Annotated in this window: 27 protein-coding genes and 1 other RNA gene; 8 read left to right on the top strand and 20 right to left on the bottom strand. The window is 47.6% G+C overall.

The features are described 5' to 3' along the window. Positions 1-133 precede the first annotated feature (133 nt). Complete coding sequence (locus tag ACJAYR_RS04880; protein WP_415235546.1) at positions 134-871, top strand: SDR family NAD(P)-dependent oxidoreductase; 738 nt, start codon at positions 134-136, stop codon at positions 869-871. A gap of 18 nt (positions 872-889) precedes the next feature. On the opposite strand, the gene ACJAYR_RS04875 is transcribed toward ACJAYR_RS04880, so the two are convergent. Further along, positions 890-2,296 carry an aspartate aminotransferase family protein gene (locus tag ACJAYR_RS04875; protein ID WP_415235545.1) on the bottom strand — a complete coding sequence of 469 codons (1,407 nt, stop codon included), beginning with the start codon at positions 2,294-2,296 and terminating at the stop codon, positions 890-892. A 134-nt stretch (positions 2,297-2,430) separates the two neighbouring features. Between ACJAYR_RS04875 and ACJAYR_RS04870 the strand changes: the two genes are divergently transcribed. Then, positions 2,431-3,354, top strand: coding sequence for a lysophospholipase (locus tag ACJAYR_RS04870; protein WP_415235544.1), 924 nt, complete (start codon positions 2,431-2,433; stop codon positions 3,352-3,354). On the opposite strand, the gene ACJAYR_RS04865 is transcribed toward ACJAYR_RS04870, so the two are convergent. The 4 genes from ACJAYR_RS04865 to ACJAYR_RS04850 form a co-directional block, all read right to left on the bottom strand. Next, positions 3,351-3,872 (bottom strand): DUF1499 domain-containing protein, encoded by a 522-nt coding sequence (locus ACJAYR_RS04865; protein ID WP_415235543.1) that lies wholly within the window; start codon positions 3,870-3,872, stop codon positions 3,351-3,353. The two genes, ACJAYR_RS04870 and ACJAYR_RS04865, sit on opposite strands and share 4 nt — an antisense overlap. A gap of 108 nt (positions 3,873-3,980) precedes the next feature. Then, a complete protein-coding gene (locus ACJAYR_RS04860) occupies positions 3,981-4,634 on the bottom strand; it encodes an ureidoglycolate lyase (RefSeq protein ID WP_415235555.1) in 654 nt (217 codons plus the stop codon). A gap of 50 nt (positions 4,635-4,684) precedes the next feature. Next, entirely contained in the window at positions 4,685-5,596 is a 912-nt protein-coding gene (locus tag ACJAYR_RS04855) for a sterol desaturase family protein (protein WP_415235542.1), read from the bottom strand. Then, positions 5,583-6,008, bottom strand: a complete 426-nt coding sequence (locus tag ACJAYR_RS04850) for a hypothetical protein (RefSeq protein WP_415235541.1) — start codon at positions 6,006-6,008, stop codon at positions 5,583-5,585. The genes ACJAYR_RS04855 and ACJAYR_RS04850 overlap by 14 nt, the downstream gene beginning before the upstream one ends. A 222-nt stretch (positions 6,009-6,230) precedes the next feature. Here ACJAYR_RS04850 and ACJAYR_RS04845 point away from each other — a divergent pair, with 222 nt between their 5' ends. Then, positions 6,231-7,859 (top strand): 3-(methylthio)propionyl-CoA ligase, encoded by a 1,629-nt coding sequence (locus ACJAYR_RS04845; protein ID WP_415235540.1) that lies wholly within the window; start codon positions 6,231-6,233, stop codon positions 7,857-7,859. A 70-nt stretch (positions 7,860-7,929) separates the two neighbouring features. Here the strand turns inward: ACJAYR_RS04845 and ACJAYR_RS04840 are convergent, their stop codons facing one another. From ACJAYR_RS04840 to ACJAYR_RS04805, 8 genes are all read right to left on the bottom strand, one after another. Further along, the gene (locus ACJAYR_RS04840) at positions 7,930-8,088 is read right to left on the bottom strand and encodes a hypothetical protein (protein WP_415235539.1); all 159 of its coding nucleotides are present in this window, start codon (positions 8,086-8,088) and stop codon (positions 7,930-7,932) included. Between the two features lie 128 nt (positions 8,089-8,216). After that, positions 8,217-8,411, bottom strand: coding sequence for a DUF4169 family protein (locus ACJAYR_RS04835; protein WP_415235538.1), 195 nt, complete (start codon positions 8,409-8,411; stop codon positions 8,217-8,219). A gap of 87 nt (positions 8,412-8,498) precedes the next feature. Continuing rightward, positions 8,499-8,717, bottom strand: a complete 219-nt coding sequence (locus tag ACJAYR_RS04830; protein ID WP_415235537.1) for a ribbon-helix-helix domain-containing protein — start codon at positions 8,715-8,717, stop codon at positions 8,499-8,501. Between the two features lie 16 nt (positions 8,718-8,733). Further along, complete coding sequence (locus tag ACJAYR_RS04825; RefSeq protein WP_415235536.1) at positions 8,734-10,347, bottom strand: fumarate hydratase; 1,614 nt, start codon at positions 10,345-10,347, stop codon at positions 8,734-8,736. A gap of 86 nt (positions 10,348-10,433) precedes the next feature. Continuing rightward, positions 10,434-10,922, bottom strand: coding sequence for an SspB family protein (locus ACJAYR_RS04820; protein ID WP_415235535.1), 489 nt, complete (start codon positions 10,920-10,922; stop codon positions 10,434-10,436). A 72-nt stretch (positions 10,923-10,994) separates the two neighbouring features. Further along, positions 10,995-11,324: a transfer-messenger RNA gene (gene ssrA / locus ACJAYR_RS04815) on the bottom strand. A gap of 14 nt (positions 11,325-11,338) precedes the next feature. Next, positions 11,339-11,854 (bottom strand): dihydrofolate reductase, encoded by a 516-nt coding sequence (locus ACJAYR_RS04810; protein WP_415235534.1) that lies wholly within the window; start codon positions 11,852-11,854, stop codon positions 11,339-11,341. A gap of 16 nt (positions 11,855-11,870) precedes the next feature. Further along, on the bottom strand, positions 11,871-12,665 hold the full coding sequence (locus ACJAYR_RS04805; protein WP_415235533.1) for a thymidylate synthase: 795 nt from the start codon (positions 12,663-12,665) through the stop codon (positions 11,871-11,873). 122 nt (positions 12,666-12,787) lie between these two features. Between ACJAYR_RS04805 and ACJAYR_RS04800 the strand changes: the two genes are divergently transcribed. Continuing rightward, the gene (locus ACJAYR_RS04800; protein ID WP_415235532.1) at positions 12,788-14,386 is read left to right on the top strand and encodes a hypothetical protein; all 1,599 of its coding nucleotides are present in this window, start codon (positions 12,788-12,790) and stop codon (positions 14,384-14,386) included. Here ACJAYR_RS04800 and ACJAYR_RS04795 read toward each other — a convergent pair. The 4 genes from ACJAYR_RS04795 to ACJAYR_RS04780 form a co-directional block, all read right to left on the bottom strand. Further along, positions 14,383-14,724 carry a DUF1491 family protein gene (locus ACJAYR_RS04795; protein WP_415235531.1) on the bottom strand — a complete coding sequence of 114 codons (342 nt, stop codon included), beginning with the start codon at positions 14,722-14,724 and terminating at the stop codon, positions 14,383-14,385. The genes ACJAYR_RS04800 and ACJAYR_RS04795 overlap by 4 nt on opposite strands. Before the next feature lie 39 nt (positions 14,725-14,763). Continuing rightward, entirely contained in the window at positions 14,764-14,952 is a 189-nt protein-coding gene (locus ACJAYR_RS04790) for a hypothetical protein (RefSeq protein WP_415235530.1), read from the bottom strand. 12 nt (positions 14,953-14,964) lie between these two features. Further along, a complete protein-coding gene (locus ACJAYR_RS04785; RefSeq protein WP_415235529.1) occupies positions 14,965-15,564 on the bottom strand; it encodes a DNA-3-methyladenine glycosylase I in 600 nt (199 codons plus the stop codon). Between the two features lie 76 nt (positions 15,565-15,640). Beyond that, the gene (locus ACJAYR_RS04780) at positions 15,641-16,540 is read right to left on the bottom strand and encodes a YgfZ/GcvT domain-containing protein (RefSeq protein WP_415235528.1); all 900 of its coding nucleotides are present in this window, start codon (positions 16,538-16,540) and stop codon (positions 15,641-15,643) included. Positions 16,541-16,673: 133 nt separating this feature from the next. Between ACJAYR_RS04780 and ACJAYR_RS04775 the strand changes: the two genes are divergently transcribed. Next, the gene (locus ACJAYR_RS04775; protein WP_415235527.1) at positions 16,674-17,993 is read left to right on the top strand and encodes a dihydroorotase; all 1,320 of its coding nucleotides are present in this window, start codon (positions 16,674-16,676) and stop codon (positions 17,991-17,993) included. A 41-nt stretch (positions 17,994-18,034) separates the two neighbouring features. On the opposite strand, the gene cysQ is transcribed toward ACJAYR_RS04775, so the two are convergent. Beyond that, positions 18,035-18,802, bottom strand: coding sequence for a 3'(2'),5'-bisphosphate nucleotidase CysQ (gene cysQ / locus ACJAYR_RS04770; RefSeq protein ID WP_415235526.1), 768 nt, complete (start codon positions 18,800-18,802; stop codon positions 18,035-18,037). Between the two features lie 109 nt (positions 18,803-18,911). Here cysQ and ACJAYR_RS04765 point away from each other — a divergent pair, with 109 nt between their 5' ends. Both ACJAYR_RS04765 and mobA read left to right on the top strand, forming a co-directional pair. Beyond that, positions 18,912-19,778, top strand: coding sequence for a formate dehydrogenase accessory sulfurtransferase FdhD (locus tag ACJAYR_RS04765; protein WP_415235525.1), 867 nt, complete (start codon positions 18,912-18,914; stop codon positions 19,776-19,778). Continuing rightward, positions 19,775-20,383 (top strand): molybdenum cofactor guanylyltransferase MobA, encoded by a 609-nt coding sequence (mobA, locus tag ACJAYR_RS04760; RefSeq protein ID WP_415235524.1) that lies wholly within the window; start codon positions 19,775-19,777, stop codon positions 20,381-20,383. Before ACJAYR_RS04765 ends, mobA begins: the two co-directional genes overlap by 4 nt. Before the next feature lie 11 nt (positions 20,384-20,394). Here the strand turns inward: mobA and ACJAYR_RS04755 are convergent, their stop codons facing one another. Together ACJAYR_RS04755 and ACJAYR_RS04750 are read right to left on the bottom strand one after the other, a co-directional pair. Further along, a complete protein-coding gene (locus tag ACJAYR_RS04755) occupies positions 20,395-20,793 on the bottom strand; it encodes a DUF3775 domain-containing protein (RefSeq protein WP_415235523.1) in 399 nt (132 codons plus the stop codon). Positions 20,794-20,878: 85 nt separating this feature from the next. Next, positions 20,879-21,778, bottom strand: a complete 900-nt coding sequence (locus tag ACJAYR_RS04750) for a LysR family transcriptional regulator (protein WP_415235522.1) — start codon at positions 21,776-21,778, stop codon at positions 20,879-20,881. Between the two features lie 116 nt (positions 21,779-21,894). Here ACJAYR_RS04750 and ACJAYR_RS04745 point away from each other — a divergent pair, with 116 nt between their 5' ends. Continuing rightward, entirely contained in the window at positions 21,895-23,388 is a 1,494-nt protein-coding gene (locus ACJAYR_RS04745; RefSeq protein WP_169542916.1) for a CoA-acylating methylmalonate-semialdehyde dehydrogenase, read from the top strand. Positions 23,389-23,395 lie beyond the last annotated feature (7 nt).

The raw sequence follows: 23,395 nt of genomic DNA, 5'->3' as shown, positions 1-23,395 counted from the left end.
TTCCTGCCAATTTTGTTCAATTGGGCTATCGATATTATATTACACTAGTTGTTAATGCGTGTTACAATAATTAAATACACTATTAACGGGAAAATTTAAGATTATCTTAACTTCTGGATCCGGTGCCCCTTATATGTCAAATCCTCAAAAAGTTTTACTGCTCACAGGCGCAAGCCGCGGTATAGGCCACGCCACTGTTAAAAGATTTAGTGCTGCAGGCTGGCGGGTTCTAACTGTTTCCCGACAGACTTTTTCAGAACACTGCCCTTGGGAGGGCGGCGAAGAAAGCCATGTTCAACTTGATCTGTCAGACACAGATGGATTGGCGGCCGGGATTGAAACCATTCGCGAAAAACTGAACGGCTCCCCTTTGCATGCCCTTGTGAATAACGCAGGAATTTCACCTAAAGGACCCAATGGAGAACGGTTCAGCACGTTGAATTCCGGATATGCGGATTGGTTACATGTGTACAACGTAAACTTGTTTGCCCCGCTTTTATTGGCACAAGGATTGTTTGATGAACTAGTGGCTGCGAAAGGCGCCATTGTTAATGTGACGTCTATTGCGGGCAGCCGGGTCCATCCTTTTGCCGGTTCCGCTTATGGTACATCAAAGGCCGCGTTGTCGGCTATGACACGTGAAATGGCCGCTGATTTTGGACCATTTGGGGTTCGCGTCAATGCAATTGCACCCGGTGAAATTGACACCGCTATTCTGTCGCCTGGGACAGAAGACATGGTGAAAGAGCTTCCGCTTCGGCGTTTAGGGCGCCCTGAAGAAGTTGCGTCGACGATCTACTTTCTATGTGATGCTCCGTCTTCTTATGTTACTGGGGCTGAGGTACATATCAATGGTGGGCAACATGTTTAATGCTGCCCACATTGCGGGTTAGGCTACGCGCCAGTTATTCTCATCCACATCGGCGGCAACCCGATCCAGGCCCCGTTTAAACCGGTCGAACATCGTGTTGATTTCGTCCTCTGTTATAATAAGGGGTGGGCACAGAGCCACATTATCACCGGCAACGGCCCGGCTGATTAATCCTTCATCCTGCATGTAAGCAACAGCTTTTGCACCTAACGTCAGGCTAGGATCGAAGGAGGCTTTCGTTTTTTTGTCAGCGACAATTTCAACAGCGCCTACAAGGCCGCAGACCCTAACCTCGCCAACCAGGGGGTGATCTTGTAGGTCGTTGAAGCGTTTTTGAAACAAAGGAGCGACTTTCTGGACATGCTCCAGAATACTTCTTTCTTCCATCAGCTCCAATGTCCGAAGCGCTACTGCAGCAGGAACCGGATGACCCGAATAGGTGTATCCATGCGCAAATGCACCGTGCTTTTCGCTTTGACGAACGAGTTCACCATAAATTTCCTGTGATACTAGAACCGCCGCAATGGGCAGATATGCGCTTGATAGTGCTTTGGCGCAGCTGAGGATATCTGGTTTGATACCAAAAGTTTCCGATCCCCACATATTTCCGGTCCGGCCGAAGCCACAAATGACTTCATCCGCAATCATCAGAATGTCATATTTCTTCAAAATCGCCTGAATTTTCTCAAAGTAGCCTTTTGGCGGTACAATGACACCCCCGGCTCCCATCACTGGTTCAGCTATAAACGCGGCCACTGTTTCAGGCCCTTCGGCCAGAATTTTTTGTTCCAATTCGGCCGCCATGCGGGTTGAAAATTCTTCTTCGCTCTCGCCCTCCAGCCCAAAACGGTAGTAGTGCGGACAGCTAGTGTGGGTGATGTTTTCAATCGGAAGGTCAAAGTCATTATGTAAAGGCGGCAGGCCTGTCATGCTGGCAGCTGCCACCGTTACGCCATGATAGGCCTTTTGCCGGCTGATAATCTTCTTTTTCTCAGGGCGACCCTTTGAATTGTTATAATACCAGACCAGCTTTACGACAGTATCATTGGCTTCTGAACCGGAATTGACAAAAAAAGCTTTGGACAGATCACTTGATGGCGCCATCTCGAGTAGTTTTTCTGCAAGTAAAATACCCGGCTCTGTCGATTTGCTGGCAAAGGAATGATAATAGGGAAGCTTGTGCATCTGCTTCGTTGCGGCGTCGATCAGCTCTTTTTCACCAAAACCAAAAGACGTGCACCACAACCCTGCCAGTCCTTCGATATATTCTTTCCCATTATCATCATAAACGTAAATGCCTTTACCCGTTTCGATGATGAGCGGACCCGTTTTTTCGTGTGCAGACAGATTGGTGTAAGAATGGATTACATTTCGGACATCCCGGCTGGCTAAAGAATTGCCTTGCGTAAAATTGGAGCTGCTCATCTGGATTTCTTTCTTGGTGGGTTACTTGATGTTTTCGGTCAGGCTACTCTTCTGTCATGAGGTCGTCAATTGGGGATGAGCTGTTGCCAGAAAAATCAGAACATGTGTAAATAGTGAAAAAAGAGGGGGATTGAATGGGTGCACTTAAGCTTACTTCAGCGGATGGCTTGTCGCTTCACGTCTACGAATGGTTGCCCGAAGGAGAGACGATGGGTGTTGTTCAGATTGCGCATGGCATGGCAGAGCATGGGGCGCGATACCAGCGTCTGGCTGAATTTTTAAATGGCGCAGGCTATGCCGTATATGCAAATGATCATCGCGGCCATGGATTGACAATCCCAGAGGGTCGCGTTCCCGGGCACATGGCGGATAAAGGGGGATGGCGTTTGGCGGTGGATGATTTATCTCTGATCAATGAAGAGATCAAGCGGCGCCATGCCAATAAGAAAGTTATCCTTATGGGGCATTCCATGGGCTCATTTATGGTGCAGGACTATTTGGCTCGTTATGGGGATACCATCGCCGGTGCCGCGTTAAGTGCAACCAACGGTCCCCCAGGCGGTCTAGGAAAGCTTGCGCAGCTTGTGTCACGTATTGAAAAGCTGCGCAATGGGAATGAAGGACACAGCACGTTACTTGCCAACATGTCATTTAAGGCCTTCAATAAAGCGTTTGCACCCAACAGAACAGAATTCGACTGGCTCAGCCGTGACGAACTGGAAGTCGATATGTATGTCGAAGATCCTCTATGCGGGTTTGATTGTTCTATTGCAACATGGATCGGCCTTCTGGATGCCTTGACCCGTATTGGGTCGGATCAGGCTATGTCGCAAATGGACAAAGAAATGCCGATTTACGTTTTTTCTGGAACTGAAGATCCGGTGGGAGAGAAAACTAAAGGGGTGGAGAGACTGCTTAAAGCCTATCAAAAAAATGGCTTCAAGAATGTTGAGCATCGGTTCTATAACGGGGGTCGGCACGAAATCTTGAACGAGACCAATCGGGATGAGGTCATGAAAGATTTACTGACTTGGATCGAGAAAACGGTGCAAAGTTAGCGGCGTGTCATTTCTTTCAGGCGTTTGATCCATGTTTCGATCCGTATTTTGTTCGCGTCGAAATCGGAGCGGCCATAAACGGAACGGCTGTATATTGCGAGGCTGCTTTTCCCGTCGCCAAGCGCATAAAACTTAACGGACACGATGTCAGGATATCGGACAAGGCGGGTTCTCTGTACCAGATCCTGCTGATTGTTGGTCCCCAGTTTTGTAAGTTTTTCGATCCGTTTTTGCTCTTTCAGCATTGCCACCCAGTTTCGTTTCAATTCCTCAAGTGGGACGTCAAAAACCGGACTGGTTTGTTGCTCCTGTGCGATGCAGGCAGAGGGTGGGCAGATCAGAAACTGATTTGGGTTTTCAGATAGTTGAAGCGTTTCGAAATTAGTGGGCTCAACATCGCCAACACGGAGCAGCGCCGTCAGTGGAATCTCGCCCAACGGTGTAAAGAAAATCGGAATGCTGAAGGCACCCAATGTGACAATGCACCATAGGATTACTTTCAGGATTTTTTTAATCATACAGCTTTGTTTCCAATGCTTCCGGTTCTCGAAACTGATTTGTAATCTTCTTGTAACACAGAGCACTGTATTCGCGAACCAGAATTGTTTGCTGTAAAACGTGATTTACTAAAAGAAGAGGGGAACGTTCAGATATACGCCAAACTCTTTTCCAAAATCGCAGGAAACCCGAGCATGGACCCGACCTTGCCTGTCCAGAAAACGTTGTTCAGTTTCGATGGGGAAGATGCCTTCATGCCAGATATTCGGGTGAATATATAAGCCTTGCGAGCCATCACACCAGAAAGCCACGACTTTGTCAGGACTGATATCGTCTCCCGGAAGTGCCAGGGGAACGACAAAAGGCTGGTTGCTCAATGGAAAGAAAAGCTGGCCACCATCCGGGTGGTAATTTATATGCCAAAGAAGAACCTGATTTCGCGCAACCGTTGGAGCCTCATTCGAGGCCTGTTGCGGGTCACAAGCCCAACCGAGAACATATTCACCAGAAACGGCATCATTACGCCCCATCAGAACATCGCCTTCCCAAAGCCCGGAAAAAACGCCTTCGACAAATCCGCCTTCGTCTCCTGTATCAGGGTCGACAGGGCGCCAGCCTTGTGCCGGCCAGCGGACGATTTCGATGTTCAGATCATCAGGGTTATCGACAAGCATACCGTATCCCTGGACAGTTTTTTCTGTAGCACGGACTAACGGGACATCAAACAAGGGGAGGGAGGGCTTTTCCTGAACGTCAAATAAGTAGGTAGGGACACTATGCATCATGTTTCTTTCCATCAGATTAGCCTGACTTGATTGTCTTCGTTCAACAATTAGGTGGCGCGTGCCCCAGCCCTTTTTATTTTAATGGCAGCGTCCTTTTCCTTGATTTGCTTTGATGTTAGGCGGGACCCGTCGGGGCTCCATCCTGGCGGGCCAAAAATATACATCCAAAAAGATTTGAGACTCCGTGCAGAAAGAATGTCTTTGAAGAGGCCTGCCCATTCATGCAGCGCAATAACAATCGGATTGAAACTGGCAATCTGTTTGACGATACCATATCGGCAGGGCTCGGCGTCATCTTCAGGCACGAATGTGCCAAACATTCTGTCCCAGATAATCAGGGTTCCCGCGTAGTTAGCATCCAGATATTGCGGGTTGATCGCGTGATGGACACGGTGATGCGATGGCGTATTGAAGATATATTCAAAAGGGCGCCACATCTTTTGAATGCATTCAGTATGGATCCAGAATTGATAAACAAGATTGATACCTTGCTGAAAGGCAATAAGCGCCGTAGGGAAGCCTAAAATGGAGAGTAAAAGCCAAGGCACCCAGGTGCCAGCCAGACCGCCGGTCCAGGTTTGGCGGAGGGCTGTGCTCAGGTTATAATATTGTGAAGAATGATGGTTGATATGGGCTGCCCACCAAATACGGTGCTCGTGACTGAGCCGATGAAACCAGTAATAGCAGAAATCCTCAGCGAAAAAGATCAGAACAAAGGCATACCAGTGATACCCGATATCGAAGAAACGATATTGATAGACCCAATGCGAAACGCTGGCGACGATACCAAGATTAATCAGTCCAATTGCGAAATTACCGAGTCCCATTGCAAGAGACGCGGCACTGTCCCGGGTCTCATAATTTGACTTGCGAGGGAAAAAACGTCCCAAAATTACTTCCATGATAATAAGCAGAACGAAAGCGGGAATAGCAAAGGTAACCGGATCAGGGAGAGGCATGGCTTTGTTCCTCCAAAAGCAACTTTTTAAGAGACGGCAAGGTCTTGTCCTCAAATGAGAGTTTGAGCGCCGGATGTCCCCAGTCTTGTCGGTCGAAATGGATTGTGGTGGGAGAGGCTGCAGAAAGGCGCAGGCCATCACGTTCAACCATTTGCACGACAATTTTATTGCCAAAGCTTCTGACTAAACGGAGTGTCTTATCCTGAACGGGGACGACAAGGGCGGCATGTTTGTCCGTGCTCATTAAAATGGATTGGATCTCGAGATCCGGTTGTTCAAACCGTAAATGTGTCCTGATTGCTTTTTCACTGAGAAATAAGTTTTTAGGGCCCGAAATAAGGCGGATCAAACCGATCATTATCAGGACCGCCAGAGCGGCCGCCGGAATCAGAATATAGGGTTCAATCTGCATAAAGGCCGCCTATAAGAATGTTATCATGTTGTATTATCACCAATTTTATGGACCAGAGACAACTAGTATTTACTGAAACCGATAGGTTTGTCCGCCTGACGTAGGGGCATGCCCGTATTGCTGTGATATCGCCGTTTTCTGTGCGATTACTCTTTACCAATCTTGGCAGTTTGCCTATGTTGCGTGTAACCAAAAACCAATAAACTGATATGGGAACAAACTATGTTGGGTCTTATCCAAGATCGGCCATTGCTGATATCCTCGCTAATTGAATATGCCGGAATTTATCACGGAGATGTTGAGATCGTTTCTCGGTCTGTAGAAGGTCCTATTCACCGGACCAATTACCGTGAAGTAAATCTTCGGGCAAAGAAGCTCGCTCAGGCGCTTGAAAAGCTTGGCGTCGAAACAGGTGATCGTATTGGAACGTTGGCCTGGAACGGTTATCGCCATGTCGAGATCTACTTTGGTGTTTCGGGCATGGGATCTGTTTGCCATACGATTAATCCCCGCCTTTTTCCAGAGCAGATCGCCTATATTGTCAATCATGCAGAAGACAAATTTATCTTCGTTGATTTGACCTTTGTGCCATTGATAGAAGCCGTTGCAGAGCATCTGCCGAATGTAAAAGGCTTTATTGTCATGACGGACGAAGCCCATATGCCCGAGAGCAAGCTGGATAACCTGCTTTGTTACGAAACATTGGTGGAAGCGGAAGATGGGGACTATGAATGGCCCGTTTTCGATGAAAATACCGCTTCCAGCTTGTGTTATACCTCAGGAACAACCGGTAATCCGAAAGGTGTCTTATATTCCAACAGATCAACCGTTCTGCACAGTTTCTGTGTTTGCACCAATGATGGCTTGGGTATCTGCAATCAGGACAGCATTTTGCCGGTTGTCCCGATGTTCCACGCCAATGCGTGGGGTATTCCTTATGCCGCGGCCATGTCTGGTGCGAAAATGGTAATGCCTGGCGCCGCCATGGACGGTGCCTCCATTTATGAACTAATGGAAGCTGAAAATGTCACCCTCTCAGCAGGTGTTCCAACCGTTTGGTTGATGCTGTTGGGTCATGTAAAAGAAAATAATCTGAAGTTTTCATCCATGAACCGGACGGTTATCGGTGGGTCGGCTGCACCACGCTCTATGATCGAAACTTTTGTCAATGATTATGGGGTTAATGTTGTTCATGCGTGGGGCATGACAGAGATGAGCCCGCTGGGAACAACAGGTAACCTTCTTAAGAAGCACGAAGATTTACCAGAAAGCAAAAAAATTGACATTCGCCTCAAACAGGGACGCGCCGTTTTTGGTGTTGATCTGAAGATTGTCGATGATGAAGGGGTTGAGCAACCGCGTGATGGCGTCGCGTTCGGTCGGTTACTGGTTCGCGGTCCTTGGATCACAAGCGGGTATTTCCGGGGTGAGGGCGGTAATGTCATTGATGAGGATATGTGGTTCGATACAGGCGACGTCGCCACTTTGGATCCTGATGGCTATATGCAGATCACGGACCGATCCAAAGACGTGATCAAATCAGGTGGTGAGTGGATTTCATCCATTGATGTTGAAAACGAAGCTGTTGGTTGTCCTGGTATTGTCGAAGCCGCTGTCATTGCTGTGCCCCATCCGAAATGGGATGAGCGCCCGCTCGTGATTGCTGTAAAAGAAAGTGGACATTCTGTCACCCGTGAGGATGTTATTCATCATCTAGAAAATACACTGGCAAAATGGCAGTTGCCTGATGATGTTGTGTTCGTTGACGAACTGCCGCATACAGCAACAGGTAAGCTATTGAAAACGAAGCTGCGCGAAGATTTTAAAGATTACAAGCTTCCAACGGCATAGTCGTTGATGTTTCGTGACAAAAAAGCACGGCTGTTTAGCCGTGCTTTTTTTGGTCTTTTTTAGAAGCGCGTTAATTCGGCTTGCCACATCTGTTCTGTTTGTAGGTTTCGATAACCTGAACAACATCATTGATTGTCAGGCCATCTCTTTTCAAAACGGCGAGAAAAATAGGGTCGGAAAACATCTCATCTATTTTGGGTTCTAAATGTATGTGTCCATCGCTTTTCATCGTGTGGCTCCTTTGCCATCTAAATTCGATGGCTCTCAAGTACACATGAAATACGACGCTTTTATGAACATTTTGTTTAGAAAATATGAGGCTGGCACAGACTTTAAGTCGCCGGGTTTTTGAGCTCGTTAAGACTTGTCGGTTTCTGTCGGATCTATTTTCAGGTCATCCAGTTTTTTGCGGGCCGCTTCCTGCTTCTTTTTATCAATTTCTTTTGATTGCTTGGTTCGCCCAAAGAGTAGCCGGTTGGAAGAAGCGGTTTTTTCCTCCTCTTTTTTTGCTTTCTGTTTTCTGAATTTATTCAGATTAACAACATCACCCATTACGATTTGACCCTTGTGTGAAACGACCCCTCATTCAACATTAGAATTTTTTTAGGTAATTGCAAGCTAAGCCACAGATCGGTCACACTATTCAGACATTTCAAGGAGTTTGCGCAAAACATACAGCCTCACGGCGCTGGAGAGGTTCCCAGATCGTTCTTCATCCAGGCGACCAATCAGAGCGTTTATGCTGATTGATTGATCTTCTGCCATTTGGCAGAACAAATCCCAGAATTCTTTTTCGACAGAAATGCTGGTGCGATGGCCTGATATGCTGACTGATCGTTTGATGATTTCGTCGGGCATATCAGGCTAGTCGTCTTTATTTTTTTCGAGCAAAGAAGTCATTGCCTTTGTCATCGGTTACGATAAAGGCTGGAAAGTCTTCGATTTCAATGCGCCAGATGGCTTCCATGCCAAGTTCTTCAAATTCCTGAACTTCAACCTTTTTGATGTTGTTCTGCGCAAGAATGGCCGCTGGTCCGCCAATTGAGCCCAAATAGAAGCCCCCATGTTTGGCGCAGGCATCAACGACCAATTTGCTTCTGTTTCCTTTCGCCAGCATGATCATGCTGCCGCCATGGGACATAAACTGATCCACATACCCGTCCATCCGGCCAGCGGTTGTTGGCCCAAACGATCCAGAGGCATATCCTTTAGGCGTTTTGGCAGGACCCGCATAATAAATGATGTGGTCTTTAAAATACTGCGGCAGATCTTCTCCGGCTTCTAATCTCTCCCGAAGTTTTCGGTGTGCAAGATCGCGGGCAACGATAATCGTACCGGTCAAACTAAGGCGAGTACGGATAGGATGCTGGCTGAGTGTTTTCAGCAGTTCATCCATCGGTTGGTTCAGGTCTACTTTTACAACATTTTCGTTCAAATGCTGGCTTGAGATCTCTGGCAGATATTTGGCCGGGTCTGTTTCAAGCTGTTCAAGAAAGACACCTTCTTTAGTAATCTTGCCTTTAACCTGACGGTCCGCGGAACAGGAAACGCCAATTCCAATTGGGACACTGGCACCGTGACGCGGCATGCGAATGACCCGCACATCATGGCAGAAGTATTTTCCGCCAAACTGAGCGCCAATACCAATATTCTGGGAAATCTTGTGGATAGCAGCTTCCATCTCGACGTCTCGATAGGCACGGCCGAGTTCGTTCCCTGTGGTCGGTAGCTCGTCATAATATTTGGTTGAGGCAAGTTTCACGGTTTTCATTGTATCTTCGGCAGAGGTGCCGCCAATTACAATGGCCAAGTGGTAGGGCGGGCAGGCCGCGGTTCCCAATTCGGTTATTTTTTCTTCGATAAAGGGAAGTAGCCGATCTGGGGACAGAACGCTTGGGACGGCTTGGTGGAGGAATGACTTGTTAGCTGATCCCCCCCCTTTTACAATGAACAAAAATTCATAAATATTGCTGTCTGTCGAATAAATATCGATTTGCGCTGGCAAATTTGTGCCGGTGTTTTTTTCATCAAACATGCTAATAGGTGCAAGTTGAGAATAACGCAGATTTGTCTCGGTAAAGGTTTTGAAGACGCCTTTTGACAAAGACTCTTTATCATTGCCGCTGGTCCAGACATACTGGCCTTTTTTGCCCATAATAACCGCTGTGCCTGTATCCTGACAGCTGGGTAGAACCATTCCCGCTGCGATGTTGGCATTTTTCAGTAATTCTGTGGCGACAAATTTATCGTTTTCTGACGCCTCGTCATCTTCCAGAATGCTGGCCAGCTGAGCCAGATGCGCCGGGCGAAGAAGGTGAGAGGAATCCCGGATTGCCTCTGCACATAGAAGTTCAAGTGCTTCAGGCTCGATCTTGAGAACTTCTTTGCCGTCCACATCGATTGTGGAAACGAAGTCATCCGTGAGTTTGCGGTAGGGAGTCGCACTTTCACCGAGCTGGAACATTTCCTGATATTGAAATTCTGGCATCTCTTCTCATCCTGGCGTAACTGTTTTTGAAATTATTTGGGTTGCGCAAGCAGTTGAAAACGACAAACGGCCTTCAACGCCTTCTGTTATTTTTTACGAAAGGCGTCCAGAGTGATCACTTCACCCGCTTTTGGTTCTTCTTTTTCGTCACTTGCAGACACATCTTCTAGCGCCTCATCATTCTGTGTCGCTGTTGTGTCGGCGGTCTCAAGGGTGTCATCTGGCCCAAGATTAAATTGCAAGCCGAATTGTACGGAAGGATCGGCAAATGCGGTTACGGCATCAAACGGAATTTCAAGTAATTCCCTCTGATGGTTGAAGCTTAGTTCAAGACTGAATTTATTCTGTTCGACGGTTAGGTTCCAGAATTGGTGCTGAAGAACAATGGTCATTTCGTCCTGATATCGTTCCTGTAAATGCGCGGGCAAGTTAATACCGGGGTAATTCGTTTTGAAGGTAATGTAAAAATGCTGCTGGCCAACCAGTCCATCCTTTGCGGCACAGCGAAGGGATTCCCTGACAACTTCCATCAGAGCTTTTTCAACCAGTTGATTATAATTTATTTCGCCGTCCATCACGCTAACCTTACTCCAGCTTTATCGTGTCATCTGCGTTTCGGCGCAGTTGCGGTATGTTCTTCCCAATCAAGTGGAGGGGCTTCTGTTGCCAGGTGCCCCTCCGAACCCCGTGTAGCGGCTGTTAAGCGGCTACGGCAAATGCTTCGTTGTTATCGTTAGCATTTGTAAAATTGACCCCGGTAACGGTGGTATCATGCCGAGCGAAAATTACATCTTTACTGCGCGCGTCGAACCTATTTCGCCCCCAGCAGAAAAACAGGGCGTTACTTTCCTGTGTTTCTGGTGGAGGCGCCGGGTACCGCCCCCGGGTCCGCAACGTTTATTCCACGCAACGTTTATCGCCATAGTTGGTTGCCCAACAAGCGTAATATAGATACTTGCTCGACAGATTGAAAGGGGGCAGTTTGGAAAATTCAAATAGGCTGTAATCGGCGCTCTTTTATGAAAAAGGTATGGTCGTGATCATTTTTTTCTGACTTCTCATGGAATTCAGAAAAGATCGTTTGCCAATCTTGGTCGATTAACGGTGAAAAGTGCGTGTCACCGGAAATGTTTGTATGGACGAGAGTTAAATAATACCGGTCAATCTGGTCAGCAAAAAGTTTATAGATTTCACCGCCGCCCACAATTGTGATTTCGTCAATTCCCTTTGCTTCCGCGTCTTGTTTGGCAAGACTGAGGGCTTGATCAATGTCATGCGCAACAAGGGCGCCGTCCACTGAATAATCGGTGTCACGGGTGAGGATAACGCTGGTTCTTCCAGGAAGGAGACCGGGAAGCGATTCAAACGTCTTACGGCCCATTATCATGGGCTTTCCAAGCGTCTTGCTTTTGAACCATTTAAGATCATTGGAGAGACGCCACGGAAGGGAATTGTCCGATCCGATCACGTTATTTTCAGAAACTGCCAGGACGGCACTAATAATCATTGGGGATACCTTGCTTCTAAACAGCGATTGGTGCCGGAATGTTCGGTTCTGCTAAGTAATCACGCACCTCGAAATCGTCGAAAGTGAACGAAAACAGATCCTTTACGTCTGGATTGATATGCAAGGTTGGAAGGGGGCCGGGTTTCCTCGACAGTTGCTGTTCGGCCTGATCAACGTGGTTAGCATATAAATGGGTATCGCCAAAACTGTGAACAAACTCACCGGCTTTCAATCCGCAAACTTGCGCAATCATGCGTGTGAGCAAAGCGTAGGACGCAATGTTAAACGGTACGCCCAAAAAGACATCGGCACTGCGCTGATAAAGTTGGCAGGAAAGTTTCCCGTCGGCCACGTAAAATTGAAAAAGGCAATGGCAGGGCGGCAATGCCATGTTTTCGACTTCTGCCGGGTTCCAGGCGGAGACAATATGGCGCCGGGAATCAGGGTTGGTTTTGATTTGCGCCAACAGGTTGCTTATCTGGTCAATCGTCGTCCCGTTTGGTCCGGGCCAAGAACGCCATTGTGATCCGTAAACGGGCCCGAGGTCCCCGTTTTCATCAGCCCATTCATTCCAGATGCGAACACCATTATCGTTCAGATATTTGATGTTTGTATCGCCTGCTAAAAACCAAAGCAATTCGTGGATAATTGATTTTAAATGCAGCCGCTTGGTCGTTAGCAAAGGGAATGTTTCACTCAGATCAAAGCGCATTTGGTGACCAAAAATACTATAGGTCCCGACACCGGTTCTATCGGATTTGAAGGTCCCAGTTTCTTTTACGGTTTTAAGTAGGTCCAGATACTGTTGCATATTTCTTCTGTGCTTGAAGTTTTCGGTCAAAATTTTACTCGCAAGCAAGATAGAATACTTGCGACTTCTCTGACAGTGCATAATATCGTTTATTCAGAAAAAGTAGGGAAATTTCACAATTAATGAATTTACAGAAGCAAGGCGTCAAAGCATCAGCCCGTGCAGAAAACTGTTTAAGATTTCTGCCTCATAACGCCTTATCTGTAGGGATTATCGGCGCGGGAGCAGAACTGCTCGCACAGGAATACAGGTCGATCAATCCAGTCGGCAACGTGACATTTGCACCTGATATAGCGGTCCTGACTGATGACCCTGATCACCTTTTGGAAAGCCTTCTTTTCCTTGGCTGCTCGGCCCAAACACAGAGTCTAAAGGGGATATTGAAACAGGCAAAAACTGTTCTGTCAGGATCAGGTGTTTGTATCCTGGAAATAAAAAACCCTCTGTTTTTCAAATTGCTGCCGGGCCAAAAATGGGAATCGAGCCTCCTTGAAAAACAATGGGCCCATACGAAAAAGAATATTTTGGATGGGTTGGGGGATGGTGGTTTTTTTGTCGATCAGACCCGGATATCGCGCAGCTCGGTACAGGAATTTGAAGTATGGATGGAGGGTCACGCGATCCAGAAGGGGCTTTCTCCTCAGATGAAAAAGCTGCTTTGTGCTCCGTTTTTTCTATATCGCCTTACGTCAAACCCTGTTTCCCGCTTGCAAATTCAGGCGAAGGTTCTCAAACCTGTGGGCGGCGTCAACGATGTCCGCATAAATGAGCCGCTGCGCGCGATGGCGTCATTGCCGGGCGTGACCTGTCATGCGTCAAGGCATATTGTCTTAAAGCCGCAACCGGCGAATGTTGATAAGATCATTCTTCTCCACCGGCCTATTTTGAAAATCGAACCAGCCTTGGCTGAGATACAAAAGATGCGCGAAGCGGGGTATCTTATTGTTACTGAATTTGACGATTATCCTTCCCTATGGCCGGAAATCGAAAAAAATGGGTATCTCTCGTTTCGAGGGGTGCATGCTGTTCAGACAACCACGCCCGAATTGGCCAACTATTTTCGAGAGTTTAATCCGACCGTTAAGATATTTGCAAATCAATTGGATCGGTTGCCTTCAAAACACCAGAAGTCCAGTGAAACGCCGGTCCGGTTGTTCTTTGGGGCGATTAATCGCCAGGATGATTGGCGACCAATTATGCCATCGCTTAACAAGGCGCTATCAGAGGCGACAACGCCTTATTGGGTTGATGTTGTGATGGACAGAGAGTTTTATGAAGCGCTGGAGACAGATCGGAAGACATTTACGCCACTTTGTCAGTATGATCTTTATAAATCTCATTTAAAACAGGCAGATATTGTTCTCATTCCCTTGCAGGACACGACCTTTAACCGAATGAAGTCTGACTTGAAATTTGTCGAAGCTGCGGCGCATGGTGCTGTGCCAATAGCAAGTGCAGTGGTCTATCCCGCATGTGACCCAGGGGGGGAATTTTCGATCATCTGTCATCAGGACGAGGCGTTTGGGGAGGCTGTCGCGGAGCTCTTAAACAATACCGAAAAACGGCAGAGACTTCAGAAAAACGGAGTGCAGTATGTAGTGCAGAACAGACTGCTTTCTCTGCACCTGACTGAGCGTGAAAACTGGTATCGGGGTTTGTTAAAGGACTTTGAAAAGCTGGACGATGCGTTAGCCGAACGCTTAACCCATTTTGCCCGCTAACTTTCTACTTTTTCATCCAGAAAGTGGCGGCCCTCAGAATCTTCAATTTCTAAAACCCATAAATCTCTGTCGAAATCGATTTGTTTTTCAATATAGCGATCGGCGGTTTCTTCATCGACCCAATCGGCACCCGTTCCCTTTAACCATTTGCGAGAGCCATCTTCAAAGTTGGTTGTCGGTGTTAAAACCATACATTGATTGTTCAGTCGATTTACTTTTATGAGCGCGGATCCAGCTGTTTCATCTCCGCGTCTGGTCACAAAAACAGGGATGTTTAGAAAGCTGCATTTGCGAATATGCGCTTTTATCCAAATCTCTGCTTTCAGCCGCGGTTCCATAAGATCTCCTGTCCGATCATTTTGTAAATCCGGCAGACCCTACGGGGAAATGGCTGCTTCCTCAAGCAGGATCTGGTCGCGTACCCGAAGCAACAAATTTCGGCGTCTCAGATCATTTTGTGTTTCGCAAAACGAAGCATCCTGTTCCAGCCTTTCCAAGACATCCGGTCCGTATTTATTCTGGTAGTGCTGGCAAAGGGTAAAAGACAAGCGTTCATGACGGCTCATTAAAACTCTCCTCTATTCTGATGTGACCTCCATATGGCGAAAGCAATCAACCTGATGGTCGTTTATCATTCCCACAGCCTGCATAAAGGCATATACGATTGTCGGTCCGACAAATTTGAACCCACGTTTTTTAAGATCTTTTGAAATGCACTGGCTAAGCGCTGTCTGCGCCGGTACTTCTGCCATGTTGGTCCAGCTGTTTTGCAGGGGAACACCATCAAGATAATTCCAAAGCAGGTTAGAAAATCCGTCTTCTTTTTCTTCTATTTCCAGAAAAAGCTGTGCCCCTGTGATCGTTCCCAAAATCTTGGCCTTGTTTCTTACAATGCCCTTATCCTGCATCAGGCTTTCAATTTTTTCCGGCGTGTAGCGAGCGATGATTTCGGGATTAAATCCATCGAAGGCAGCAATAAAATTGTCTCGTTTCTTTAAAATGGTGATCCAGGAAAGACCCGCCTGAAAACCATCCAGAATGAGTTTTTCGAAAAGAGCACGGCTATCCCAAACAGGGACCCCCCATTCGGTGTCGTGATAGGCTTGGTAAAGAGGATCGTCCCCACACCATTTACAGCGTCGAATTCCGTTCGCGTCTACGTTTACATCGCCAAGCATTACGGATTAACCCTCATGTTCTTTTTTTGTTCTCAGCAAATAATTATCGTTAATTTTTGTGTTTCGCAAACAATATTTACTCAGAATGTTCCGGCAGACGAACATAAGTCGGCTTGGTAAGTGCAATATTCTCCGGACTAACGGGGGCGCCTTGTTCAATTTTCTCCCATGCATCCAGCCGGGTAAGAGCAAGACCAAAGGGGGCGGTGAAGGATAAAACAGTGGCGGCTTCCTTTCCGTCCACTTTGAAAACATCGCCAACAGAAATATTCTCATCACTCTTAAACTGGAACAGGCGCTTGCGAATTTTTGCTCTGTGCTTGGTTCTGGCTGTCAGTTCCTGTCCGACATAACACCCTTTTGAAAAGCTGACCCCGTTTAGCTCTTCAAAGTTAATCTCCAACAGGAAATTTTTCTCAGGCTCAATATCACTACCCCCTTCGGGCACACCCAAGGATAATCTGAATTTCGTATAGTCATCAAAAGGGACACGCGCGGCGCTTGAAAAAAAGTCGGGTTGTGCTGCTGTGACCGGGCAATAGAAACGATAGCCCAGTTGCGGTAGCCGGGGATCCGCAAAAAGGAGGCTGCTCTTGTCCTCCTGTGCGCCCTGCTGATCATGGTAGGACGTTGCCAAAGCCTGCGCTGTATCTCCAAACAGGGCATATAGGTCAAGGTCGGCCGTGACGTCCTGAATGTCAACCTTTGCCCGGAGCTTATACATCGTCAGACGTTTAATTAAATCATCTTTGCGACTTGCCGGGCAATCCAAGTAAAGTGCTTTTTCTTTCTTGCTGATGATAAAATCGTGAAGAAATTTACCTTGCGGCGTTAGAAGCGCTGAATAAATAGACTGCGTTTTTTCCAGCAGTTTTAAATCATTTGTCACTAGATTTTGCAGAAACGCAAAGGCATCCTCGCCAGAGAGACATACCAGACTACGGTTTTCAAGTTTTGCAATGGACGCGACAGACATAATACAGCTTCTTTTTTTGAAAGACAGGGAGTGGATATCCTAGCATCGCTTATTCAGTATGCAAGGGCTGGGGGGTTGGCATTTTGTGACGGTGGGGGTAATAAAGGGCATTCTTAATTGAAAGGCTAAACACATGCGTGCCGATCTATTGATCAAAAACGGAACCGTTGTCTCTGCTCGCGGAATTGAACAAGCAGATATCGCGATTGAAAACGAAAAAATCGTTGCAATCGGATCTTTATCCAGCTGGTCTGCCAGCGAGGAAATAGACGCATCCGGGCTGCATGTGTTTCCTGGCGTTATCGATAGTCAGGTTCATTTTCGCGAACCCGGATTGGAGCATAAAGAGGATCTGGCAACTGGCACAGCCGCCGCGGCCATGGGCGGTGTTACCGCTATTTTTGAAATGCCAAACACCAAACCCTTGACGTTGACGGCCCAGGATATGGCCGACAAAGTACGGCGCGGCCGGGAAAAGGCGTGGACTGATTTTGCATTCTTTATCGGCGCGGCCGCTGAAAATGTTCCGAATCTTCCGTCGCTGGAACGTCAGGAAGGCGTTGCTGGCGTTAAGTTGTTTATGGGATCCTCCACAGGAAGTCTTTTGGTCGATCGGGACGAAGATATTCGCAAAGTCCTTGAAAATGGTGTTCGCCGCGTCGCAATTCATGCGGAGGATGAGCCCCGGTTGCTGGCACGCCAGCATCTTGCAGTCGATACGCCCGTCAATCACCCGGTATGGCGTGATGTGGAATGTGCAAGGCTAGCAACAGAGCGGGTTTTGCGGATTGCCCGTGAAACCGGTCGCAGAATCCACGTTCTGCATATTACAACGAAAGAAGAAATGGCACTGCTTGCCAAATACAAGGATGTCGCAACAGTTGAAGTGACCCCGCAACATCTGACTTTGCAGGCTCCAGACTGTTATGAAGAACTGGGAAGTTACGCACAAATGAACCCACCAATCCGGGAAGAAGCGCATCGGTCTGGCCTATGGGAAGCGTTACAACAGGGCGTGGTGGATGTCATCGGATCGGATCACGCTCCACACACAAAAGAGGAAAAAGCAAAGCCTTATCCTCAGTCACCGTCTGGCATGCCTGGGGTGCAGACTTTGTTTCCTCTGATGCTTGATCACTGTAACAACGGCAAACTGTCCTTGCAGCATCTGATGGACCTTACGTCGGCGGGGCCAGCTCGCGTGTATGGTATCGCCGGAAAAGGCAGACTTTCCCTCGGCTTTGATGGGGACATCACGCTGGTTGATTTAAAACGAAAACAAAAAATAGAAGAAAGCTGGCTTGCATCAAAATGCGGCTGGTCACCGTTTACTGGAAAAACCGTTACCGGTTGGCCCGTAGGGACCATTATTCGGGGTCGGCAGGTAATGCGCGACGGTCAACTACTTGGCTCGTCAGCCGGCCAGCCCGTGCGCTTTCAGGAAACGCTTTAATAGATTGGTCTGCGGCCCTGATTGAAAGGGCTGCAGGCTTCTTATTTGCCTTTTGCTACGAAATCAGGGTTGTCATAGCCGTCTTTGCCATATTTCAGTGGAGCGCCTTCCAGCGTTTCAACGGATCCGCCTGCCGCTTCCAAAATAGCCTGGCCAGCACCGATGTCCCACTCCATGGTACGGCCGAGCCGCGGATAGAGATCTGCTTTGCCTTCCGCGAGTAAACACAGCTTTAAAGAGGATCCTGCCGAGACCAGCTCGGCTACCTTAAATTTTGCAATATAGTGATCTGTTTCGGGTGTGCGGTGGGATCGGCTGGCGACGACTGTCAGGCCATCCGCTGGCGTCGTCCGAGCAGAAATCCGGATTGGTGTTTCCCGCCCTTCGAACATCCAAGCTTCACCGGCAGCGAAAGCAAAATATGTAATGTCTTTCGCAGGCACATTAATGACGCCCATGGTCGGTCTACCGTTTTCGATCAATGCAATATTTACAGTAAACTCACCGCGTTTATGGACAAATTCCCTTGTCCCATCCAAAGGGTCAACTAACCAGAAGGTGCCGCCGGACAGGTCGGGAATATGGCCGCCTGCAACGCTTTCTTCTGCGAGGATCGGAATATCTGGTGTGGCTTTTAGCAATCCGTCGATGATGATCTTTTCTGCCGCCACATCTGCTTCGGTTACGGGCGATTGATCACCTTTCAACGAGACATCAAAATCCTCGTTATAAATCGACAGGATTTTTTCCCCGGCTTTCAGGGCAATATCAGTGATGGTTTCACATAATTTTTTTCGATCACTCAACATTGGGCTTCCTGCATCCATAGGCATTGCGATAAGCTGCACAATATCGATATCTGCTGATCTGTCACCTGTTGATTGTCAGATCCTTCGGCCTTTGGATTGATTAGACTATATGAAACAGTTTGAACTGACACCGGATCCAAAAAATCCCGCTTTGAGTGAGACGATCAGCGGTCTTGATCATCTGGGAAATCCCATCCAAATTCCGGTTGTTGTGGAAAAACCGCTGACGCTGTTTTTAAACAAGCAGGAAATTGTCACCATGATGACGATCGGTGATTATCCCGAATATCTGGCGCTGGGGTATCTTCTCAATCAGAATATGCTGTTAGCCGATGATGAGGTGACCGGTGTCGATTATGATGACGATCTTGGCGTTGTGATTGTCAGAACTGTCCGGCAAACGGATTTCGAAGAAAAGCTTAAGAAGAAGACACAAACCTCAGGATGTGCTCAAGGGACTGCCTTTGGCGATTTGATGGAAAAGTTTGATGAGATTTCCCTGTCCCCTGACGCCACCCTTAAAACGTCCTGGCTATATAAACTGTCGAAGAAAATAAACCTCCAGCCGTCGTTATATCTTGAAACAGGGGCCATTCATGGATGTGTCTTATGTTGCGGTGAAACACCATTGATTTATATGGAGGATGTGGGGCGTCATAACGCAATTGATAAAATCGCAGGCTATATGTGGAAACATAAAATCTCGGCCCCGGACAAGATTTTTTATACGACAGGTCGGCTGACGTCGGAAATGGTCATAAAGACGGTTCAGATGCAAATTCCGATTCTGATTTCCAGAAGTGGTTTTACGGCGTGGGGCGTTAATCTGGCCCGTCAGGCTAATCTCACGCTCATTGGTCGCGCGAAAGGAAAACGATTTACCTGTTTATCCGCCCCTGAACGTTTGCAGTATGATGAAAACCCGGATCTCATTCCCGATGAAGAAAAGAAACATAAAAGAAAGTCCAGCGTATGACTGAGTTTACGAAAATTCCTTGCCTGGTGTTAGCGGGTGGACAGTCGCGCCGGATGGGAGGGGGGGACAAATTCCTGAAACGTCTTGGGGGGCGATCAATACTGGATCATGTTCTGGATACAATTGAGCCGCAGGTTGGCGATATCCTGATCAGCAGTAATTCGGATCTGAACGGAATGCGATACCCTGTTACACCTGATTGTCTGGGAGGGCACTTGGGACCTTTGGCCGGGATATTGACAGGGTTAGAGTATTTTTTGGAAAAGGGGGAAGCCGGGACGCATATGTTAAGCATTCCAGCGGATGCTCCTTTTATTCCGAAAGATCTGGTGGCGCGCTTGTCCGCGGGACTTTCTTCATCGTCGCCCGCCATTGTCATGGCCTATTCAAAAGGGCGTATTCATCCCGTCGTTGCTTTGTGGCCATTCTCATTGGCAGGGGCCTTACGCAAAGCTATTTGTGAAGAGGATCTTCGAAAGATTTTGGTGTTTGCAGAACGGTATAGTCTTACGAAAGTGTATTGGACAGAAGAGGAAGGGGATCCGTTTTATAATATTAATAAACCCGAAGATTTTTCTGAGGCGGAAAAACTGCTGGCGCCTTGACGCGCTGAAAATTAACGAATGCCTGTTTCAAACCCCTCAGAAGAATAGCCAAGTTCAGCCAGTCCTTCTTCGAGATAGTCGCCCAATTGTGGCATTCGAACCAGATAGTCTGAAATGTGGGTATCTTCCAATTGAGTTGCCTCCTCCAGTGCATCCTCCCATTCATCAAGCGAAAAAGTTCCCCGCCCAAGCCAGGCCAGTGCAACCAGATGCTGGCGTTCTTCTTCGTTGAATTTATCAATAATCCGTTTTAGGTCGAGATATCGATCGTCTTTTGGGGGTGAAAATTCCATTGTTTCATCAATCGTTGGGATTTCACTGAAATCATCGCCGCCTGAGTCTAATGTCGCATTCAAGGCTAAAGAGTTGATAATCAGATCACAGACTTTTTCGACAGCAATTTGAAGCATTCAGCATTCCTCCCATCTGAGCTTAAAACTATATCACAAAAATCTAAAATAAAACTATTATCAAAAACGGCCTTAATTCTAATCGTTATTCGAGCACGCCGAGGAGTTTCTTCTTTTGGCGATCCACAAGTTCGGTCAAGAACTGCGTTACAGCCTTTATTCGTGCCAGATCGTGAATATCTTCCGGTGTGTTCAGCCAAAAAGTTCTATTCACCTCAATCTCTTCAGGGAGCAAACATACAAGATCGGGGTGCTCGTCTGCGACGAAGCAGTGCATGATACTGATCCCGGCACCGGCGACAGTCGCCTGAAACTGAAAAACGATGCTTGAGCTTTTCAAGGTCACATTGGGGCTTGCGACAAACTCGCTCAGATATAGCATCTGTGGATCGGGTACCAGCTCGTCTATATAGGAAATGAAGTTGTGATCCTTCAAATCTTCCACCGTCTTAATGGGGGGATGTTTCGCTAAGTATTCGCGGCTTGCATAAAGCCGAAGACTGTAATCGGTCAGTTTTTTTGAAATCAACCGGCCTGAACGTGGCCGTTCCAAGGTGATGGACAGGTCGGCTTCCCTTTTGGAAAGGCTTACAAACCGATCATTGGCAACAAATTCCAGTTCGATTTCCGGATGCAGGGCCTGAAAGGAAGGCATATCTTTGGATAAGAACTGACTACCAAATCCCTCAGGAACGCCAAGTCTAACAACACCTGTCAGGTTCCGGTTTTCGCCGCCCACATGATCCTGAATGGTTGCAGACGCGCTCTCCATTGCTTCGGCATGTGGCAGCAACCGCTCCCCCGCCTGTGTCAAAACATATCCGCGGGTTGTGCTTTCGAACAATTTGGCATCTAATTGTTTTTCTAAAGACAGGATGCGGCGGCTGACAGTAGTATGGTCCACCTTTAAGGCTTTTGCGACTTCCGTTAAACGGCCTTTACGGCAGAGTTCGAGGAAAAATCGTATGTCATTCCAGTCGAACATGGTGCCCCTCTTCAGTGTGTAAATATGCACATAGCTTGTGCAATCTTATCTAATTACTTTGCATTTTTACCCATGTAAAGTCGAAGAATCGAAATCTCTCGCGGGGAGCGAAACAAATGACAGAACAGATCAAGCATTATATTGGCGGACAGCATGTTGCCGGTACATCAGGGCGTTTTAGCCCGGTTTATAATCCAAGCACAGGCGAACAGTCTGCGGAAACACCACTGGCGACAGAAGCAGAAGTCGGCAATGCCATTCAGGACAGTCTGGAAGCATTCCCGGGCTGGGCGGCAACATCACCAATTACCCGCGCCCGTGTGATGTTCAAGTTTAAAGAACTTGTTGAAGCCAATATCGATGACCTTGCAGCGTTGCTCTCTTCCGAGCATGGTAAAGTACATTCCGACGCGAAAGGCTCCATTATTCGCGGGCTGGAAGTCGTTGAGTTTGCCTGCGGTATTCCGCATCTTCTAAAAGGCGAATTCTCTGATAATGTTTCTTCTGGCATTGATATGTACTCCATGCGCAAGCCTTTGGGCGTTGTTGCAGGTATCACACCTTTTAACTTCCCGGCTATGGTTCCAATGTGGATGTTTGCTGTGGCCATTGCCTGCGGTAACACATTCGTTCTGAAGCCTTCTGAAAAAGATCCTTCACTGCCAACACGGTTGGCTGAACTGATGCTGGAAGCGGGTGCACCAAAAGGCGTCTTGAATGTTATTCATGGTGATAAAGTTGCTGTTGATACGTTGCTTGACGATGAGCGTGTAAAGGCGATTAGCTTTGTAGGGTCCACTCCTATCGCGCGGTATGTTTACTCACGTGCAGCCGCCGCTGGTAAGCGCGTTCAGGCAATGGGCGGCGCTAAAAACCACATGCTGATCATGCCTGATGCTGATATGGATAAAGCAGCGGATGCGTTGATTGGTGCTGGTTATGGTTCTGCCGGTGAACGTTGTATGGCGATCTCTGTCGCGGTTGCTGTCGGTGATGCTGGTGATCAGCTTGTTGAGCGTCTGGCGCCGCGTGTGCGCGCATTGAAAGTTGGACCAAGTGCCGCTGATGGCGATATGGGACCATTGGTAACCGCAGAACATCTTGCCAAAGTTAAGGGCTATGTCGACCTTGGTATCGAAGAAGGTGCCGACCTTGTGGTCGACGGCCGGGATTTCTCGATGCAGGGTTATGAAAATGGCTTCTATATGGGTGGTTGCCTGTTTGACAATGTTCAGACAGATATGCGCATCTATAAAGAAGAAATTTTCGGACCGGTTCTGTCTGTTGTTCGGGCGCCAGATTTTAACGCTGGTATCGAAATGATCGACAAGCATGAATTTGGTAATGGAACGACCATTTTCACCCGGAACGGTGATGCGGCTCGGGCGTTCTCAAACAATGTTGAAGTTGGTATGGTTGGCGTGAACGTTCCGATCCCTGTTCCGTTGGCATTCCACAGCTTCGGTGGTTGGAAAGCATCTGCGTTTGGTGATCACAATCAGCATGGTCCAGAAGGTGTTCGCTTCTACACGAAAGTTAAGACTGTAACGTCTCGCTGGCCGGACTCAATTAAAGCCGGTGCAGAATTCGTGATGCCGACACATAAATAAACATCAA

Origin of the sequence: Sneathiella sp. (assembly GCF_047631475.1) — a bacterium.
In the GTDB taxonomy this organism is placed as follows: domain Bacteria; phylum Pseudomonadota; class Alphaproteobacteria; order Sneathiellales; family Sneathiellaceae; genus Sneathiella.
This window is presented reverse-complemented; position numbering and strand designations above follow the sequence as displayed.